This window comes from Fimbriimonas ginsengisoli Gsoil 348 (assembly GCF_000724625.1).
Lineage (GTDB): Bacteria > Armatimonadota > Fimbriimonadia > Fimbriimonadales > Fimbriimonadaceae > Fimbriimonas > Fimbriimonas ginsengisoli.
The window spans coordinates 3,468,359-3,487,963 of sequence record NZ_CP007139.1; the positions used below are offsets into that span (position 1 = coordinate 3,468,359).

The 19,605-nt window shown below is 62.0% G+C and carries 16 protein-coding genes; 11 read left to right on the top strand and 5 right to left on the bottom strand.

Annotation, left to right across the window (positions count from 1 at the left end; all coding sequences use genetic code 11):
• Positions 1-840: a hypothetical protein gene (locus OP10G_RS15640; RefSeq protein ID WP_025229499.1), complete on the bottom strand. Its 840-nt coding sequence runs from the start codon at positions 838-840 to the stop codon at positions 1-3.
• A gap of 37 nt (positions 841-877) precedes the next feature.
• On the opposite strand from OP10G_RS15640, the gene cysS reads away from it, so the two are divergent.
• Complete coding sequence (cysS, locus tag OP10G_RS15645) at positions 878-2,371, top strand: cysteine--tRNA ligase (RefSeq protein WP_025229498.1); 1,494 nt, start codon at positions 878-880, stop codon at positions 2,369-2,371.
• Between the two features lie 172 nt (positions 2,372-2,543).
• Here cysS and OP10G_RS15650 read toward each other — a convergent pair whose 3' ends face one another.
• Positions 2,544-3,233 (bottom strand): hypothetical protein, encoded by a 690-nt coding sequence (locus OP10G_RS15650; RefSeq protein WP_025229497.1) that lies wholly within the window; start codon positions 3,231-3,233, stop codon positions 2,544-2,546.
• A 58-nt stretch (positions 3,234-3,291) separates the two neighbouring features.
• On the bottom strand, positions 3,292-4,275 hold the full coding sequence (locus OP10G_RS15655) for an aldo/keto reductase (protein ID WP_025229496.1): 984 nt from the start codon (positions 4,273-4,275) through the stop codon (positions 3,292-3,294).
• A 155-nt stretch (positions 4,276-4,430) separates the two neighbouring features.
• Between OP10G_RS15655 and OP10G_RS15660 the strand changes: the two genes are divergently transcribed.
• Both OP10G_RS15660 and OP10G_RS15665 read left to right on the top strand, forming a co-directional pair.
• Positions 4,431-5,102 carry a response regulator transcription factor gene (locus tag OP10G_RS15660; protein ID WP_025229495.1) on the top strand — a complete coding sequence of 224 codons (672 nt, stop codon included), beginning with the start codon at positions 4,431-4,433 and terminating at the stop codon, positions 5,100-5,102.
• Positions 5,103-5,158: 56 nt separating this feature from the next.
• Positions 5,159-6,094, top strand: coding sequence for a lipid kinase (locus tag OP10G_RS15665; RefSeq protein ID WP_052547787.1), 936 nt, complete (start codon positions 5,159-5,161; stop codon positions 6,092-6,094).
• On the opposite strand, the gene eutC is transcribed toward OP10G_RS15665, so the two are convergent.
• Entirely contained in the window at positions 6,091-6,813 is a 723-nt protein-coding gene (gene eutC, locus OP10G_RS15670; protein WP_038475539.1) for an ethanolamine ammonia-lyase subunit EutC, read from the bottom strand. The two genes, OP10G_RS15665 and eutC, sit on opposite strands and share 4 nt — an antisense overlap.
• Positions 6,814-7,112: 299 nt before the next feature.
• Positions 7,113-8,051 (bottom strand): DUF3187 family protein, encoded by a 939-nt coding sequence (locus OP10G_RS15675; RefSeq protein WP_025229494.1) that lies wholly within the window; start codon positions 8,049-8,051, stop codon positions 7,113-7,115.
• A gap of 139 nt (positions 8,052-8,190) precedes the next feature.
• Between OP10G_RS15675 and OP10G_RS15680 the strand changes: the two genes are divergently transcribed.
• The 8 genes from OP10G_RS15680 (at position 8,191) to OP10G_RS24815 (ending at position 19,592) form a co-directional block, all read left to right on the top strand.
• Positions 8,191-8,469 (top strand): AbrB/MazE/SpoVT family DNA-binding domain-containing protein, encoded by a 279-nt coding sequence (locus tag OP10G_RS15680; RefSeq protein WP_227624944.1) that lies wholly within the window; start codon positions 8,191-8,193, stop codon positions 8,467-8,469.
• Positions 8,470-8,482: 13 nt separating this feature from the next.
• Positions 8,483-9,832 (top strand): TolC family protein, encoded by a 1,350-nt coding sequence (locus OP10G_RS15685; RefSeq protein WP_025229492.1) that lies wholly within the window; start codon positions 8,483-8,485, stop codon positions 9,830-9,832.
• Positions 9,829-11,367 (top strand): efflux RND transporter periplasmic adaptor subunit, encoded by a 1,539-nt coding sequence (locus tag OP10G_RS15690; protein WP_025229491.1) that lies wholly within the window; start codon positions 9,829-9,831, stop codon positions 11,365-11,367. Before OP10G_RS15685 ends, OP10G_RS15690 begins: the two co-directional genes overlap by 4 nt.
• A 3-nt stretch (positions 11,368-11,370) precedes the next feature.
• Positions 11,371-14,808 (top strand): efflux RND transporter permease subunit, encoded by a 3,438-nt coding sequence (locus OP10G_RS15695; protein WP_025229490.1) that lies wholly within the window; start codon positions 11,371-11,373, stop codon positions 14,806-14,808.
• A 61-nt stretch (positions 14,809-14,869) separates the two neighbouring features.
• On the top strand, positions 14,870-16,771 hold the full coding sequence (locus tag OP10G_RS15700; protein WP_084179392.1) for a heavy metal translocating P-type ATPase: 1,902 nt from the start codon (positions 14,870-14,872) through the stop codon (positions 16,769-16,771).
• Between the two features lie 293 nt (positions 16,772-17,064).
• The gene (locus tag OP10G_RS15710) at positions 17,065-17,589 is read left to right on the top strand and encodes an RNA polymerase sigma factor (RefSeq protein WP_025229487.1); all 525 of its coding nucleotides are present in this window, start codon (positions 17,065-17,067) and stop codon (positions 17,587-17,589) included.
• Positions 17,586-18,992 (top strand): anti-sigma factor family protein, encoded by a 1,407-nt coding sequence (locus tag OP10G_RS15715; RefSeq protein ID WP_025229486.1) that lies wholly within the window; start codon positions 17,586-17,588, stop codon positions 18,990-18,992. Before OP10G_RS15710 ends, OP10G_RS15715 begins: the two co-directional genes overlap by 4 nt.
• 9 nt (positions 18,993-19,001) lie before the next feature.
• Positions 19,002-19,592, top strand: coding sequence for a phosphatase PAP2 family protein (locus tag OP10G_RS24815; protein ID WP_025229485.1), 591 nt, complete (start codon positions 19,002-19,004; stop codon positions 19,590-19,592).
• Positions 19,593-19,605 lie beyond the last annotated feature (13 nt).

Genomic DNA, 19,605 nt, shown 5'->3' on the forward strand with positions numbered 1-19,605 from the left:
TTACCGGGCAGCCGGCCGCCCCATCCGGGGCGCCAAGGTCGTTTGGAAGATCCGCTTGCGGATCACCCCAACGTAGCTTGCAAGCGGAGAACTGGCGAGGTAACCCTTGACCTTGGAGATCTCCGCGGATGCCCCGTTCGGGTCTCCGTTTCGCAACAGGCAAAGGGTCAGGTGCACCCGGAGTCGGCCGGCGGCGTCGCTCGGCATCGGATTGGTAAGCGCTCCGCGGTAGGCGTGGATCGCGTTCAGAAAATCGCCGCGCATCCGCCACTCGTCCCCCATCGCTTCCAGCGCGGCCACTCGGTGCGAGACGTCCATCTTTTTGGAATATTGCGTAAAGAGGTTGCCCGCGCGGCCTAGGTCGCCGTCCATCGCCGCCAGCGTCGCCAGGTCCCCATTGAGATTTGGGTTGGACGGGTTCTTTTGGGCGAGGGCACGAATCTTGTCCTCATGGCTGATCCGCCATTGGGTGCGCGAGACGATGTAGAAAATGTCCACGTCGTGAACGAATCCCCCGTGCCGCTTGAGTAACCGCCCGTTTGAGTCGAGCATCACGAGTCCCGGCCCTCCGGCGGCGGGGAGGGCGGGCAGGATCGTCCTGAGCTCGTCGTACGACGAGGCGCGCACCAAAGTGAAGTGACGCATCGCCTCTTCGAGGTCCGACGAAGAAGCAGCCGCGGGGAAGACGGGCGAGCCGAACGGAGAGAGAACTCGCACCAGGATTGGCTGCCTCGACTTACTCGAAAGCACGAGTGCCGTTCGAATCGTCGGACTCCACGGAAGGTCCGCATAAGACACCGTAGCGGAGAGGCCGAGGGCGATGGCCAATGCAAAGCGCATACAAGAGTATCCCTCGTCCAGCGGTAGACTCAAAGGGATGCCCGCCAAGACCTTCCGCCTAACGGATACCCTCTCCGGACAGGTGAAGCCCCTCGCCACCCTCGAGCCCGACCACCTTCGCTTTTACTCGTGCGGGCCGACGGTGTATTCGTACGCGCACATTGGAAACTTCCGCAGCTTTCTCACTGCGGACCTCGTGGTGCGGACGGCGCGGGCGATCGGCTGGCGGGTCACCTGGGTCAGCAACATCACCGACGTGGGGCACCTTACCGACGACGACGTCGCCGATGCCCAAGGCGAAGACAAGATGGAGCGGGCTCTCCGAAGCAAGGAGGGGGAGCAGTTTCACAACGTGTGGGAGCTGAGCGAGTACTACACCGAGGCTTACCGCGAAGATTGGCGAAACCTGAATATGGTCGAGCCGGAGATCCGGCCCAAGGCAACCCAGCACGTCCGCGAGCAGATTGTGGCCGTCGAAGAGCTGATCAAGAACGGACACGCGTACGAGACCCCTACCGGCGTTTATTTTTCCATCGAGAGCTTTCCCGACTATGGAAAGTTGAGCGGCAACACCCGCGACAACCTTCGCAAGGCGGTCCGCGAGGCGGTAGTCGTGGACGAGAACAAGCGAGAGTCGTCCGACTTCGCCCTGTGGAAGAAGGACGACAAACACTTGATGCAGTGGTTCTCGCCTTACGGATGGGGCTTTCCGGGCTGGCACATCGAGTGCACGGTCATGGCGATGAAGTACCTGGGCGAGACGCTCGACCTGCACAGCGGTGGGGAAGACAATCGATTCCCGCACCACGAGTGCGAGATCGCCCAAAGCGAGAGTCTCACCGGCAAGCCGTTCAGCAATCACTGGCTTCACACCCGGTTCCTGTTGGTCGACGGCGAGAAGATGAGCAAGTCGAAGGGGAACTTCTACACGGTTCGCGATCTGCTTGCTAAAGGGGCCGACCCGCTCGCCGTGCGGCTCGCCTTGATGTCGACCCACTTTACGAAGGAGCTCAACTTCACCGAGCAGGGTCTAAACGACGCGACCGGCAACGTCGAGCGGCTGCGCCGGGCCGATCACGCGGTGGCGGCGGCCCTGGAAGCGAAGCGCGATGGCGAGGACGTTCTCGGCACGCTTCTGGAAGATCTCGGCGACCAAGCACTGGACGCCATGTGCAACGATCTGAATACGTCGGTCGCCCTGGCCAAAGCGCTCGAGGGGGCCCGAGCGATCACCCGCGAGGCGGAAGGCATGTCGATGGCGACGGCGGAGAGCTCGCTACGCTTCCTCGACCGGATCAACGACCTGCTCGGAATCGTCCGCAGCCAGTACGGCGACGCCAAGGCCGAGTGCGCCCCCCCGGCAGTCGACGCCTCCGTCATCGAAGCGAAGATCGCCGAGCGGGCCGAAGCCAAGCGAGCCAAGGAGTTCGCCCGCGCCGACGCCATTCGCCAAGAGCTTGACTCCATGGGCATCGAGCTCCGCGACACCCCTCAAGGAACCGTCTGGGTGGCCAAGAGCGCCGGTTTGTAAGTGTACGGCGCAGCCGTGTAGCCGCAGGTTGGCTCGTACCTGCGCGACAACCCACCACCTATCCGCATGTTTGGTCAAAGAGCGAAACACCCTCGCGCAGGTACGAGCCAACCTGCGGCTACAACGCTTCGCGTTAGGGACACCGGATCACCGGCAAGATGCCGGTGCCACGTTAGAATTCTTCGGGCGTCAATAGTCGGAAACGGTTCTCGCGCAGGTTGCTTCGCTCGAGCAGCACGGCCTCCGGGCTGAGGCCTTGGATCACTTCTTCGGTCGAGCGGTGCCCCTCAGGGTTCAGCACGTGGACCCAGGTCTCTTGAAGCGACGCCATCAGCGATTCGGTGGGCGCCGAGACGTCCAGTTTTTGAAGCCGTTCGGTGGAAGCGTCCACCACCTCTTGCGTGCCGGCGATCACCGAGATCCGGCGGGACATCGTGTAGTCCCCGTCGTAGTCGAGGGCGTAATACAGATCCTCGTCCGGTGTCGCGTTAACTTCCGCGAACAGCGAGCGGGCGACCAGGGGCGAAGCGCTGAAGTCGGAGAACGCTCGCTTCAGGGGTGCGCTCATCGCCGTCGCCACCCGCTGTATGGTCACGTCCTCGTCGCTGCGGTTATAGCCCTCGCGGCTGGCGAACTCGAGCGCTCCCATTCGGATCGCCTCGACGTCCGACTGCTGCCCGATCCCGGCGAACAACAAACGGTCGTAGATTTCGTAGATCTTTCTCGCTTGGCGTCGAAAGGTGAAGACGAGGATCCCCTCCGGAATCGAAACGGCGAAGACGGGTGCGCCCTGCGCCAGCTTCCCCTCGATGTACTGCGCGCGATTGCCGATCCCCTCTTGCCAGTCGTAGGGCGTGAACATTACATCGTTATACGCGTTGGGAGAGCATAAAATGAGCGTAGGGTCGTTAAGTAGAGCCCTACCAGCGGTCGTGAACCAGCGGTCGAATGCGCTCGTTATAGATCTCGCGTACCGCGGCCATGACCTCGACCGGAATCCGATCGAAGTCGGATGCGGCGCAGTTTTGCTCGACCTGGTCGACTCGCTTCCCACCGGGGATTGCGCATGTCACCGCGTCGGACATGAGGACCCAGCGCAAGGCGAACTGCCCCATCGTCATTCCGGAAGGTATCAATTGCCGAAGCTCCTCGACCGCTTCCAAACCCGCCTGATACGGAACTCCTGAGAAAGTTTCCCCTTTATCGAAAGCGGCCCCCTCGCGATTGAAGGTTCGGTGGTCGTCGGCATCGAAGCGGCTATCGGGCCTTAGCTTGCCCGTGAGCATTCCGCTGCTGAGCGGGATGCGCGCGATGACGCCGACCTGGCGTACCAATGCGAGGTCGAAGAACAGATCGGCGGGGCGCTGCCGGAAGATATTGAAAATGATCTGCACCGACTGGCAGTTCGGGTTGTCGGTCGCCTTGATCGCTTCCTCGACCTTTTCGACGCTGACGCCCCAGTACCGGATCTTGCCGGCCGAGACGAAATCGTCGAGCGCCCCGAAGACGTCCGGCTCATAATAGACCGGGTTGGGCGGACAGTGGAGCTGCAGCAAATCGAGCGTATCTACGCCGAGGTTTTCACGGCTGCGGTCGATGAATGCCTCCAGATTTTCGCGGGTATATCCCTCCGCCGCGTGTGGGTTAAGCCGGCGGCCCGCCTTGGTGGCGACGTGAATCTCCTCGCTTCGCTCCGCTCGGAGTCGGCGGATCAGCCGCTCGCTGCGTCCGTCGCCATACACGTCGGCGGTGTCGAAAAAGTTAACTCCCAGGTCGACGGCCCGATGCATCGCCTTGAGCGATTCTTCGTCTTCCACCGGTCCCCAGGTCCCTCCCACGGCCCATGCGCCGAAGCTGATATCGCTGACATTCCAACCGGTTCGGCCGAGGGGGCGGTAGTTCACGCCATAAGGCTACCATTGAATCCGAAGCCACGAATGGCCCTACGAACTGCCGCAGTTTTACCGTCGCTTAACGTAAGTGAGTTAAAAGTCATCCCAGAACATATGGTGTTAATGGAGATCGTTAAAGCGGGTTCTAGCGGGAAGGTCCAAAGCCGATGAAGCTGCTGATCATTGATGACGAGCCGACGATCGTCGAAACGATTGAGACAAAGTTCCGGCGAGAAGGTTATACGACCTTCACCGCCGATTCGGCCGAGGAAGGGATGCGGCTCTTCCGGCGGGTTAAGCCCGACCTTGTGATCCTCGACATCATGCTGCCCCAGCGTTCCGGCTTCGACTTTTGTCGAGCCGTGCGAAAAGAGAGTTCCACCCCCATCCTCATGGTCTCCGCCCGCGGAGACGAAACGGACCGGATCAAGGGACTGGAGCTGGGAGCCGACGATTACGTCGTCAAGCCGTTCAATCTCTCCGAGCTCGTCGCCCGGGTGAAGGCGATCCTTCGGCGGGCCACCGGCGAGCCGGTCCGCGAGGTGATCGAGCGGGGCAACCTTCGAATCGATCCTCGAAGCCATGAGGCTTGGCTGGAAGGCGAAACGCTGACGCTGTCACCGAAGGAATTCGCCCTCCTCTACTTCCTGGCGAGCAACCCCGGCCACGTCTTCTCCCGAGAGACCCTCTTGGACCGGGTTTGGGGGCGAGATGCGTTTGTTTCCGCGCGGACCGTCGACGTCCATGTCCGCTGGCTTCGAACTCGAATCGAGTCCGCGCCGGACGAGCCGGTACGAATTCTCACCGTCCGCGGCGTGGGTTATAAGTTCGCGGCTTAGGCGTTCTTTGGGACTGCCGCGCCCGAAGTAGCGTCACCGTCGTCTCATCGTTACGAATGAACAAGACTGAGGCGACGCTTACTTCAGATTCGATCGAATCGCGGTCAAGACGAGCCGTGTTGTACGTCAACAGTAAATCGCGTCGAGGGCAAGAGTGGTTTGAGAATGCGCGGACTTCGCTGCGCGATAAAGGGGTGGAGCTGGAGCACGCGCAGGTGTTCGAGAAAGTCGATGACCTTTCCGCCGCCGTGGGGCGAGCGGTCGCGGAAAAGGTTCCTCTCGTTATCGTCGGCGGAGGAGACGGCACGATCAGCTCGGTCGTGCACCACTTCGTCGGTTCGGACTCGGTTCTCGGGGTGCTGCCGCTAGGCACCGGTAACGCCTTCGCCCGCGACCTCGGCATCACGGCCGATGTGGAGAGCGCGTGCCGAACGATCGTGGAAGGACGCGTTGAGGCGGTCGACCTCGGATTCGCCGGCGACGATTACTTTATCAACGTTGCCACGATCGGGCTCACTACGAGCATCGCCAAGGCGCTCACCGTCGATTTAAAACGCAAGTTCGGGCGGTTCGTTTATGCGATCGCGTTAGCGAAGGCGATCCGTAAGGTTAAGCCGATTAAGGTGCGGATCGAAACCGAAAACGGGGTGCAGGAGTTCGAGACGCTGCAACTCGTCATCGGCAACGGCCGGTACCATGCCGGCCCGTTCCCTCTTTCGCCCGATGCGAGCATCACTGACGGAAAGCTGACTTTCTACGCCCTCGCGACGACGAACAAAATCGCCTTCATAAAACTGGCGTTGCGGCTACCCACCGGCCATCAGGTCGACTTACCCGAGGTCCGCTCCCAGGAGACAACCGGCGGGACGCTTACTTCGATGCCGCCGATGCGCGTTACCGTCGACGGCGAGCTGAACGAATCGACCCCAATGAAATTCGCGATTGCCCCCCGGGCTCTGAGGGTGATCGTTCCCCAAGACTTCAACAACTAGACCCCGGTTCTTTGCTCGCGCCTAGCGCGAGCAACCATCTCGGATAGTAGTTCGGCGGCAGCTTCGGGAGCCAGGCCGCCGTCGCGGATGTTGGAGATGCAGTTGCGTTGCGCGTCCGTACAGCCAACGGCCGGTCCGTAGGTGACGTACACGCCCATGCTCTCCGCCGCCGACAAGCCCGGCCTCTCGCCGATCAAGACGATCGATAGCGAGGCCCCGAGTGCCGCTCCGATCTCGTCGCCGATCGCCACTCGGCCGTGATGAACGACGACCGCCCGCCCGACTCCGCCAACCGCCGAAAGCAGCCGAGGGGCGTACCGTTCCACCGCGCCCGACGAAAGGCCGTCCGCAATCACCCACGCCGTTTCCGTCGGACCTGCGAGGCGCACCAAATCTTTTGGGTCGAGGCGACGGCCAAGGTCCGGGCGTAGCAGGTGGTCGGAGGACGAGCATGCTCTGCTACGGACCTCGACCGCCTCGATCCCGATGGTTTCGAGCACCACCAGCAGGCTTCGAGCGTCCAGTGGCCGCCGGACCGCGTCCCGGGCAAGCGAGTGGTCGGCGGCGAACCGAAGCCGTTCGGCGGTGGACGGCGCCGGTCCGGCCCGGCGCAGTTCCAAGCGAGCGGGTGTCAGCGCACGCAGCGATTCGAAATCGAAGACGTTTGAGAGACCGGTTTCCGTATCTCGAAATTGCCGTTCGGTCATATCTTCGCTCATTTGTGCCCCATGGCCGGCGAATCCGGCATCGGCGCGCCCATCTCTCCCCCGGGGGTTTGCCATCGTTCCTGGGGACTCACCGATTACTCACGAGGAGAGCCTGTTGCATTGTATTCGGTGAGCACCTTTACCAGGGCTTCGCCCTTCGCTTTAGGAGGTCGCGCTTTCAGCGCTGATGCGGGATCTGCAATTGGACGCACCTTCGACTGATAGGCGCCCGCTTTGAAGAGGAGAGGGAGGGCGCCTTGCCGACGGTGAATTTGCTTAAGTGGATTGTCGCTGGGCCAGCTCCGCCGGGATTAGAACCGGGTGACGACGCGAACGCCGGCGGTGAAGTCGGGACCGACCCCGGTTAGGCCGCCGATGTTGAGGAAGTCTCGGTCTTCGCTGAAGAACAGCTCCAACATCTGGCGCTCCGAAAGTTTTCGGTGGAATCCGAAGCTGATCAGCCGGTGCGGAGCGTCGGATCCCGAAATCCCGGTCTCGGTGGAAGATGCCTCCCCTTGCCACTGGGCGACCCACTCGTCGCGCGAATTCGCGCGACAGGTTAAGACGACCGCTTCTTGGTGCACCAGCGGGCGCGTGTTGCGAAGTTCCGTCGAACTCCCTTGGGCGACCGCGCCGGCTTGCACGAACACCGTCCATCGCGGACCGAGTGCCGTCCGGTACTGCAGCGCGACCGCCGAGTCGACCGCGCCCGATCCAAGGATCTTGTGGGCATCGCCGGTGGGCAGCTTCACCGCAACGGTTCCCATGAGCCGGGGAGTTAACCGACGCGACAGGGACGCCGAGAGATCGCCGATTCCAAACGCCGATCCGTACGGTCCGTTTCCAGGCAACAGCACCCGAATTTGGCCGTACGGCACGCCGTCTCGCTGGCTCGGATAGCCCCGTAACACGAATCGATGCCAAGCGGAGACCAGTGGGTCTAAAAACCCACCGCTTCGGTCGAGAATCGGCAAATCGAAGGTAGCGTCTAACTCGTGCCCGAGTCCGACGCGGTACCGGGCCAAAAGCCGGTCAATTTCATAATCTTCGTCAACCACAGCCACGCCTCCGACGTATAGCTTGCGGATATCGTTGGCCGCGGTGAAGCCGAGCGAAAGTGACCGCTCCCCCTGGCCGAGGACGTCCGGGCGCGGATCGATCCGCAGAAAAGGGATCGAGACCGAACGAAAGTTGCGGATCTCGAGCGGGCCAAAGTCGTCGGCCATCGCCGAAGCGGCGAGTATGGCCATTGCCAGGAAGATTACGTGACGCACCCCAAAACGCTACCCCGCTTGCACTTGTAGAGTGAGGCTTTCAACGAACTAGCAAAGTTGCTAGTTTGGCGTCACGCTCACGAGATGCATGAGGGTAACGCGTGGTACGCTCCGTATGAAAAGTATGAAAGGAAAGAATGGTGAAGGGTGCTGGAACTTCTCGGAGGCGTTTTTCGGAACGTCTACCGTGGGCGAGCGGGGGCAAATCGTAATTCCCGCCGAGGCGCGTACGGAAATCGGATTTCAGCCCGGAGACAAGGTGCTCATCATGAGGCACCCGATCCATCAAGGTCTGGTCGTGTTTAAGCTCGAGGCGGTAAAGGAATTCCTCGACGACTTCGCGAAGCAGATCGAACACCTCGAGCGGGATAAGCTCAACAGGGAGGAAGGTTAATTTGGGAACATTTATGGCGGCGGTCGGCGTTGCGCTCATGCAGCTACAAACGCCGGCCCAGGCCCCGTCGGGGCCATTGACGATCGACCAGGCAGTGGCGATCGCTCAGCAGAACGCGTTCGCGGTGCGAATTCAAGCTTCAAACGTGGAAAAGAGTCGGCAGCGAGTGGAGGAAACCAAAGGGAACATGGGGCCCAAGGTCGGACTTTCGGCCACCTACACGCGTTTCGACCAATCGCAGACCGCCGCCCTCGGCGGGGGCGGCTCGATCGTCGTTTCGCCGCTCGATCAAAAGGTCGGCGGTCTGGCATTTAGCCTTCCGATCGATATCTCGGGCAACCTTGCCAGAACCGTCCAAGCCGCGGATCAAAGCTACCGGGCCGCCCAGCAGACCCTCCGGGCGACCTTGAACGATACGAGGCTCTCCGCGAGACAGGCGTACTTCAATGTCTTGCGCGCAAGCGCTCTCGTCGGGGTTCAGCAGCAAGCGGTCCGCGATGCTCAGGAACGACTCGACCAAGGCAGAAAGCTCCTCGCGGGCGAGCAGGTCGCGCGCGTCGACGTGACTCGCTTAGAGGCGCAGGTGGCTCAGGCCGAGACCGACTTGATTACCGCGCAGAACAGTCTTCAGATTGCCAAGTACGCATTCAACCAAACCCTCGCCCGGCCGATCGAGACGCCGGTGGAGCTCGTCGACATCACCGCGCTTCCTCCATTGACGGCGAATGTCGACGAGCTCGTACGAACCGGCCAGATCGAGCGGCCGGAGGTTCAGGCCTTGGTTCGGACCTTGCGGGCCCTCGGATATACCGTGCGCGCCACCGAGGCGACGTTGAACCCGAGCCTTACCCTTGGGGTCAACTACCAACGTCAGATCGACGCCGCCGGCTTCAGCGCCCGCCCCGAATCGACGAACGCCGTGCTTGCCCTGAGCATTCCGGTCTTCGACAGCGGAGTGACCCGCGCCCGCGTCCGCCAAGCTCGGCAAGATGAGCAGCAGGCGAAGATCAACCTCGAGCAGACCGAGCTTTTCATCTCGCAGGACGTGCGGAACGCCGTACAAAACCTCGCCAGCGCCCAAGCCCGGCTTCGAAGCGCGATCAGTCAGCGCCAGCTTGCGGAGGAAGTCTTCCGTCTCGCCCGAGTTCGGCAAGAGGCCGCCGAGGGAACCTATGTCGAGGTCATCGACGCCGAGACGTCGCTCACCCAGGCGCGTAATGCCGAGGTCGGCGCGCGCTACGACTATTTAGTCGCCTACTCTCAGCTTCAGCGGGCAGTGGGCTCCGACACTTTAGCGGCTTCCACCGCTTCCCCCACGACGGCTCCCCAAACTACGGCTTCCACGGCCGGAGGCGCACGATGAATCGAACTCTCACCTTCGTCCTTGCCGGTGTCATGGTGCTCGCAGGCGCCGGATGCGTCAATCGCCAGGCCCAAGATCAGGCCAAGAAAACGGCGCAGCTCCTGGGCGACCCAATCCGCGTCGTCTCGGTTCAGCCCGTCTCCACGACTTCGCTCACGGAAACGCTGGAAATTACCGGCGACGTAACCGCCGGCCAGGACGCGACGATCGGATCCAAGCAATCCGGCCGGGTTGCCTCGGTCTTCGTAAAGGACGGAGACACCGTGTCGGCGGGTCAATTGATCGCCCAGCTCGACACCGCAACCCTCCAAGCTCAGTTGAACCAGGCACAGGCCCAGGTCGGCCAGGCGCTGGCCACGAGCAATTCGGCGCGGTCGGCTTTGTCGCAGGCGCTTCGTAACGCCTCGGTCGGCCCGACCAAAACCTCGTCCGCGATCCGTCAGGCCCAAGCCGCCCTTCGAGGGGCTCAGTCTCAACTTCAAAAGGCGTTGAACGGAGCGCGGCCCGAAGAAAGGCGTCAAGCGGAGTCGAACGTTGCGGCCGCCAAATCGACCTTGGAAACTCAGCAGAAAGAGCTAAAGCGGATCGAGACGCTCGTCAAAGAGGGAGCGATCGCCGGGAATCGGCTCGACCAGCAGCAGAACGCGGTATCGACCGCGCAATCGCAGTACGACAATGCGGTCCAGGCGCTCAGTTTGATCCGGAGCGGAACCCGCCAAGAAGATATCGACGCCGCGCGCGACCAGGTTCGCCAGGCTCAGGAATCGGTTCGCACGGCCCAAGCTCAGAAAGAGCTCGATCCGCTCTTGCGCGACCAGGTCGACTCCGCCCGAGCCCAGGTCGAGTCGACCCGCGCTCAGGTTCAATCTGCCCAGGCTCAGGTCGCCATCGCGCGTCAAGCGATTGCGGATGCTCAGATACGGGCTCCGTTCGCGGGCAAGATTCTCGGAAAACCGATCCAGGCCGGCGCCGTGGCGGGTGGTGGTACCACCGTCGCCCGGCTCATCGGCAACCAGGGCGTCTACTTCAGCGGCCAGGTGCCGAGCGCGGAAGTGTCTCGAATCCGTCCCGGACTTCCGGTAACCGTCACGGTGGACGCCCTGCCGGGCCAAACCTTTGCGGGAACCGTGAGCGCGGTAAGCCCCCAGGCCGAAAGCGTTGGCCGTCTCTTCGACGTGAGGATTCAGCTTAGCGACGGGGCCGGGCGGATCAAGCCGGGCATGTTCGCCAAGGGGCTTATCCAGCTTCGCCAAATCTCTAACGCTACCGTCGTTCCGGAAGGAGCCGTCGTTCGCCAAGGCGATAACGCTTTCGTCTTCATCGTCGACGGAGACAAGGCAAAGAGAATTCCGGTGACGCTTGGCTTGCAAAAAGATGGCCTAATCCAGGTCTCGGGCGTTCCAAGCAACGCCATGCTCATCGTGCGCGGTCAAGACACCCTCTCTCCCGGAACCAAGGTGAAGACCGAGCGGGTCAGCACCGCCTCCAATTCTAAGCCCGCGTCCGGTAGCTCCGGCGCGGCGGTCGAGGGCTAACCTATGAATCTAACTCGAACCGCCATTACCCGCCCGATCTTCATCTTGATGATCATGCTGGCCTCGGTCCTCCTCGGGACCATGGCTTACAAGAGCATGCGTCACGAGCTGAACCCGGAGGTCAGCTTCCCGACGGTGACGGTCACCACCGTGTACCCTGGCGCCGATCCCGACACGGTGAGCACCCTCATCTCGAAGAAGCTCGAGGACGCCATCTCCGGCGTCTCGAACCTTCGCGAGGTTGCGAGCACGTCGCAGGAGGGAGCCTCCATCGTCGTCGCCAACTTCGAGCTAGGCGCCGACATCAACGTTGCCCTGGACGACGTTCGGACCCGGGTCGACGGCGTTATTTCCCAGCTTCCGACCGACGCCGAGCGGCCAACCGTCACCAAATTCGACAACTCGTCGCAGCCGGTTCTGTACCTGGCCTTCACCAGCACCCAACGGGACAGCCAGCAGCTTCGAGACTTGATGGATAACACCCTCAAGGATAAGTTCGGTCAGATTCCAGGCGTCGCCTCCGCGGGAGTCCAGGGCGGCGACGTCCGCGAAATTCAGATCCAGCTCGACAAGGACAAACTGCTGTCTTACGGCGTGGGCGTCGCGGACGTCGCCCGACAGGTTTCCGCATCGACTCTGAACGTTCCTGGCGGCCGCCTCGTGACCGGCGAGCAGGAGTACTCGATCCGCGTTGCCGGCGAGTGGAAATCGACCGACCAGATCCGCAACTCGATCATTACGATCTCAGATCCGAAGAACCCACAAGCCGCCACGCGAAGCGTGCGAATGCGGGATATCGCCACCGTCTCCGATACGGTCCAAGAGCGAACTTCGTATTCCCGGTTGAACTCGCGCGACACTGTCGTTCTCGCCCTTCAAAAGGCGCGCGACGGTAACGCGGTGGAGATTACGAGCCGGGCCGACGGAATCGTCGAGCAGATCAAGAAGCAGTATCCCGACCTTCAGATCACGAAGACCTTCGAGCAGGGCAAGCTCATCCAGAACTCGCTGGACGACCTGAACTTCACCTTGATGTTCGGGGTTGCGCTCGTTTCGATCGTCGTCTTCGTCTTCTTGCACAACTTCCGCGGGACCCTGATCGTCGCGATCGCGATCCCGGTTTGTATTTTCGCCGCCCTTGCGGTGGTCGCCTTGGCCGGATTTACGATCAATAACATGACGATGTTGGCGTTGATCTTGGCCGTCGGCGTCCTCGTCGACGACGCGATCGTCGTCCTGGAAAACATTTATCGCCACTTGAAGATGGGCGAGGACCCGCGAGACGCCGCGATCAACGGTCGAGGCGAAATCGGCTTGGCCGCCATCGCCATCACCATGGCGGATGTCGTCGTCTTCCTCCCGATCGCCTTCATGGGTGGCATCGTCGGCCAGTTCTTTAAGCCGATGGCGCTAACCTACGTCTTCGCGGTTCTCGCGTCGATGTTCGTCTCGTTCACCGTCACTCCGATGCTCGCGGCTCGCTGGTATCGGGCGGGCGAAGACATGGAGCATCCCACCGGCTGGTTCGCCCGCTGGTTCGAGAAAGGATTCGGCAAGCTCGAGCGCGGCTACGGACGAGTCCTCGAGTGGTCGCTGAACCACCGCTGGTTCGTGTTCATCCTTGGTAACTCGGCCCTGGTCTGCATCTTCATGTTCATCGGCGGCGGTTTCGCCGGACTCGGCGGAAAGCCGTTCGAGGCGGCCGCGGTGGGGATGCCGATGCTGAAGATGGCGGTCTTCCTCGGCATCATCGTCTTCATCGTTCACCTCGTGCAGAAGCGGTTCCGGCCGAAGTACATCCTGTACGGATTGCTCTTCGGACTCCTTTTCCCGGCCTCGGCGGTCGTTGGAGGATTCTTCGGCGCATGGAAGAAGGAGGCGCCGTTCAAGTTCGAGTTCATTCCGACCACCGACAACGCCCAGGTCGGCGTCTCGATCAAGATGCCGCCCCAGGCGAGCCTTGCTCGCACCCAAGAGGTGGTAGAGAGGGTCGAGAAGGTCGTCTCGGCGAATCCGAACGTCAAGTACGTTCTATCGAACGTCGGTACGCAGGGCGTCGGCGCCTTCGGCGGCGGAAGCTCCGGCTCGAACTACGCCCAGGTGCTCGCCACGCTCTACGATCGCGGCGCGCTACTGGACAAGCTCCCGTGGAAGAAGCCGACGGAGCGCCTTCGGTGGATTTCGGACACCGCGGTCGCCGCGGACCTCTTGCAGGCCGTCGGCAAGATTCCGGGAGCGGAGCTGAAAGTCTCGACCGTCAATGGCCAAGGCTTCGGTAGTCCGATCCAGATCTCGTTCCGGTCGGACGACCGCGATCTCTTGGTAAAGACCGCGAACAACATCAAGCAGAAGCTTCTCGACGGCGCGATCCGCGGCGTCATCAACCCCGACGTCAGCACGACACCGGGTAAGCCGGAGCTACAGGCGATCCCCGACCGCGCCCGTCTCGCCGATACCGGGCTGACCGTAGGGGATATCGGCAGCACCGTTCGGACGCTGTACCAAGGGGACGAAACCGCCCGCTTCCGGGTCCTCGGCAACGAATACAAGATCCGGGTGCAGCTCAGTCCCAAGGACAAGAACAACCCGCGAATCGTCAACGAGGTACCGGTCGCCTTCAAGCAAGGATCGCCCGTTTACCTGGCCAACGTGACGAACATCATTCAGCGGCCCTCGATCGACAAGATCTCGCGGCGCGATCGAGACCAGGAAGTGCAGGTCACCGCCGACCTTCTCCCCGGCTTTGCGGCCGGTTCGATCTCCGCCCAGATCGATACCTGGATGAAGACGGAAAAGCTGGTACCTGAAGGGGTCACCGTGAAGCCGCTCGGCCAAGCCGACGCCCAGGCGCGAGAATCCGGATTCATCTTCGGAGCGTTCGGCCTCGGACTCTTGCTCGTTTACATGCTGTTGGCGTCGCTGTACGACAACCTCTTGTATCCGTTCATCGTTCAGCTTGCCCAGCCGCAGGCGTTGACGGGAGCGATCCTCGCCCTCGTCCTTAGCGATAAGTCGCTGAACTTGGTCGGCTTCATCGGCCTCATTACGCTCATCGGTCTCGTCGGTAAGAACGCGATTCTGCTCGTGGACTACACGAACACGCTTCGCGCCCGCGGCCGGAATCGCCACGACGCGATCGTCGAAGCGGGTCCGATCCGGCTTCGCCCGATCGCGATGACGACGACGGCACTCGTCATCGGCATCAGTCCGATCGCCCTCGCCATCGGGCGAGGCTCGGAGTTCCGGGAGACGATCGGTATCGTCATCATCGGCGGTATCACCCTCTCCACCCTTCTCACCCTCGTCGTCATCCCGTGTTCCTACACGATCTTCGACGATATGTCGGAAGGAATCGCCCGTCTGGTGGGCCGCTTCCGCTCCTCGCCTCCCGCGGCTCCGGAGCTGCGCACCGAGCCCGACCTCACGTCCGCGGAGAGGTAGAAGCGGCGTCGGCGCCCTTCTCGTCCGCCGGTCGGCGGACGAGAAGGGCTCGGATTATTTGATGCTTGCTTTCCTACGCAGTGTGCATGGAGCGCTGACCGCCTTATGCGGTTTGGCTCTGCTTCTATGCCTGATTCCCGGATACGGCTGGTGCGCCTATGTCGCCGTCGCGGCGGGGTCCTACTTTGCCATCGCTTCCGCTTGGGAGTCTCTTCGAGAGCGCGAGGTAGACGTCAACCTGCTGATGGTGCTCGCCGCCGGCGGCGCGATCGTCGTCGGTCAGCCCGTCGAGGCAGGGATTCTTCTCTTTCTCTTCTCGCTATCGAGCGCACTGGAAGAACTGGCGATGGCTCGTACCAAGTCGGCCATCGAGGCGCTGGTTCGACTCCGTCCGGACGAGGCGATCCTAATACGACCAGCGGGAGACGAACGAGTGCCCGTAGCGACCCTGCGAGTGGGCGATCGGGTTCGGGTGCTGCCGTTCCAAAGTATTCCGGCCGACGGAGTTGTCGCCGAGGGGCAGAGCGCCGTCGACCAGAGCGCGATGACCGGCGAGTCGATACCCGTGTCGAAGGCCGTTCAAGATCGGGTCTTGGCAGGTACCCAGAACCTCGAAGGGATGCTGGTGGTCGTCGTTTCGGCGGAACTCGGAGACACCACGCTCGATAAAATCGTCGGCCTCGTCCAGGAAGCCCAGGAGAACAAGGCAAGTGGCGAGCGAATATCCACCTGGTTTGGCCAACGCTACACCTTCTTCGTATTGGGAGCGTTCGCGCTTTCGCTCGTCGTTCGGTCGATTATCGGAGAGTCATGGCCGGTATCGCTCCGAGAATCATTGACTCTCCTGGTTGCCCTTAGCCCGTGCGCGCTGGTCATCTCCACCCCGGCGACCACCTTGAGTGCTCTGACCTTCGCGGCTCGGCACGGCATGCTCGTGCGGGGTGGAGAATTCATCGAGCTGGCCGGCACGATAGACACGGTAATCCTCGATAAGACCGGGACTCTGACGGAAGGAAAACCGCGACTCGTCGAGATTTGCGTTTGTTCGGGCGGACCAGAAGGGTGCCGCGATGAGAGCGCCTGCTGGCACGGGGGAGGGGAGCCTTCGCCTGCCGCCGCTCATATGCTGCGCCTCGCCGCGTGCGCGGAAAAAGCGAGTACGCACCCGCTGGCCGGCGCCATCGTTGAAGCGGCGGGCAGCTTGGGCCTCGAACTACAGGACCCCTCAAATGCCGCGGTGGTACCTGGGTCGGGAGTGGAATGCGACGTGGACGGCGTGCACGTCAAGGTCGGCCAGCAAAGGTTCTTTCCGAACCTCGATCCCTCTGTGGTCACCCATGTCGCCGAACTGCAGGGCCGGGGGATGACCGTCGCTATTCTTCAAGTTGGCGACCGGTATGCCGCCCTGGGCATGCGCGATACCCCGCGAGAGGGTGTCCAAGATACGCTCGAGGGTCTCCGCAGCTTGGGAGTGAAGCAGATCCTTATGCTGACCGGCGACAGCCGGGAAACGGCGGAGGCGGTTGCCTCCGAGGTTGGAATCTGCGAATTTCGAGCCGGACTCTTGCCGGATGACAAAACCGCGGCGATTCGCGATCTCATTGCTTCCGGTCATCGAACATTGATGGTGGGGGACGGGGTAAACGACGCCCCAAGCTTGGCGATCTCCACTATCGGCGTTGCCATGGGTGGTCTTGGCAGCGACGTGGCCCTCCAATCGGCGGATGTCGTGCTAATGCACGACCGGCTAGACCGCATTCCGCTGCTCATTCGACTCGGTCGTTCGACCAACGCTACGGTGCGGGCAAACCTTTACTTCGCCGCGTCGGTCATCGTCGTTCTCACCTCGGCCTCTCTTTTGGGCCGCCTCCCCCTACCCCTCGCGGTCGTTGGCCACGAAGGATCGACGGTCCTGGTTATTCTAAATGGCTTAAGGATGTTGAGGGGTCCGCGGGAAGCATGACGCTCGGCCAATACCTGCAATCGTGCAATCTGGGCATCGATCGTTCGGTCTCCATCGTCGTCGACGACGCGGCTGTAAGCCGCACGGAATCGTTTTGGAGATCGCGCGGCTTCGAGCTTGGATCCCCGACACCCGGCAAGCTCTGGAGTCGGTCGGAGTACGGCTCAAAGACGTGACCCGCAATCGTTGCGAATGATCTTCGGGACCATATCGCCGCACCTCGAACCCGGTTCGTCCGTCATCATGGTTGAACCTTTTCATCGTATGCGGACACTCACCCTACGAAAGCGCGTATGCAGGTTGTGCCGAACGTGAAGCCGAGGCCGGGAGCCTTGGACATGGCGGCCATCGCCCGGGAACACTACGAGGCGGTGTTCCGGTTTTGCGCGCGCCGAGTCGGGGTAGACCGAGCCGCCGACGTTGCTCAGGAGACATTCGTGACCGCTCAGAAGGTGCTGCATAAGTTTCGCGGAGAGTCGAGCCTATCGACTTGGCTCTTCGGAATCGCGCATAACGAGTGCCGGCGAGATTCGCGCCGAGGCCGTACTGAGCCCATGCTCCTCGAAATGGATCCCGCCCAGCCCGCGATCGGCGTTCACGAGGATGCCCTCGTCGACCGGGAGGTTCTCCGGCAGGCGATGGCTCGCCTTTCGACCGAGCACCGAGAGGTGGTGATGCTTCACGAGCTCGACGGATTGACGTACGAAGAAGTGGCGGGGATCCTCGGCGTCCCGGTCGGTACCGTCAAGTCGAGGCTGCATCACGCATTTATGAACCTGCGAAAGACGATGTTTCCCGCGGCGGAGGAAGTTCGATGAACTTCCGCGACGATCTGAAGGCGTATCTCGACGGTGAATTACCGCCGATTCGGATGGCTGAGATGAGCGAGGCGGTTCAGCGCGACCCCGAGCTAGCGCGCGAGCTGAGCGAACTTCAGTCGATCTCGCTAGCGGTCCGATCCACGGCTCCCGAGTACCGGGTCGTAGGCTTGGACCAGACTCTCCGAGCCCTCTCCCGAAAGGAGCGGCCTAAATTCGGCTGGCTCGCCCTGCCGCTCGGCCTTGGTGCGGCGGCCATCCTGCTGGCGGTTTTCCTGCGCCCGAACCAGATGAACGATGCCGCCGCCTTTCGCAAATCTCCGGCAACCGTCGATTCGCCCATCTCGGTTTTAGCCGGAGCGGCGGCTTCGGATATGGCGAAGTCGGCTCCCAGCAGTCAGGAGAAGGTCGAGGTCCATGCTTCGACCGGCAAAGGTGAGTTCAAGAGTGAACAGGCTCAGTTAAAGGGGGGCTTTGCGTCGCCGGTGGTTCCCCCGGAGGCCAAGCCCAAGCGGTTTACACCGCCTTCGCATGCCGGTCGAACCCAGAAAACAGGGGCGGGCTTAGATCGATCCAGCGCCACGGGTACGGTAACCCTGGGCGGGATATCTACCGGGTCGACCCGTGAAAGTAATTCGAACGCGAACATGGCGAATTCGCCTCCGGTGCTCCTGTCGAACGGGCAGAATCGCACAAAATCGGCTTACGCAAGGCCGGCAACCGATGCGCTGGCGCTCAACTTTAGAGAAAGGCGACCCGCCGCCGAAACTGCTCCGATCGTCATCGAGGCCGTTTCTGTTTCCGACGCGGAGGCTCAGCTCAGGACCGTGATGGCGCCGTACGCCGCACGTTTCGACTTCGCGCGAAAGGAATCGTCGAAGCTCGACGCGAATTCGTCCCAGAATAATCTGGAGGGGTCATCGGGGCCGCCAAGCGAACGACCGAAACCTAAAGGCAATATCTCGGGAGGCAATGCCTTTGGGGGCGGCGCCGGGGGCGGCGGCGCCAGGGGAGGCGGCGGAGGCGGTTTTGGATTCCGTGACGCCAAATCGCCTGGCGATCGCACGATCGTATTCGATGTCCTGGAAGAGCGGGCCGACGAAGCGGTGAAGGCGATCCACCTGCTTGCGGAGAGTACTAAAACGCCAGTGCGTGACTTCAGCGCCGCCAGCAAGTCTTCCGCTGAGAAACAACGGACGGCCGATGCGGTCCCCACGGGCGGGGCGGGGCGGGGAGGGGTCGGCGGTGGTGGTTTCGCCCCCGGAACTCCTCCGGCGGCGAAGGCTCCTTTGGCCGACAAACAGCTAAGCGTGACCGCGGGTAAGAAGATTGGGGCGGCTCGCCGCCGGATCGTCGTCATCATTCACCAAACGCCGCCCAAGGTGGATAAGCCAAGCGAGTAACCTCGTATCGTGACGTCGCTGCAGCAATTCGATATGGACGCCTTCCGAGCGATCCATCTTGGGCTGCATTCGGCGTTCCTGGATCCGTTCTTCTGGGTGCTGAGCATGTCCGGCTTGGGCCAGGTGCAATTTCTCCTCTCCCTTCTCTTTCTGAAAGGGCGCGAGACGAAGTATTACGTGCTACCGCTGCTCGTTACCATCCTCGTCTCCGGACTCCTCGGCGCCCAACTCTTCAAACAGTTTTTCGAGCGCGACCGGCCAAGCAATCTCGCCATCTCGGTTCCGCAAGAGGCGTGGTTGGCCAATAGCTATCCGAGCGGGCACACCACGACCTCCTTCGCGGTTGCCACGATGCTGCTGCTGATGACCTGGGGCTCTCGTTACCGATGGATTGGCCGGTCGGCGTTCGGATGGGCGTTGCTCGTCGGCATTAGCCGCGTCTATCGCGGGGTTCACTGGCCGACCGACGTCTTGGGGGGCGCCTGCATGGGCGTCTTTTGCGCCTGCCTCGTGTATCTCGTTTTGCGAAAGCTAGGCCACGTGCTTCACCTCGACCATCCGAGCGATACGATCTCCGGGCAAGAAATTGGCCGTGGCTGATAAATCCGCTATA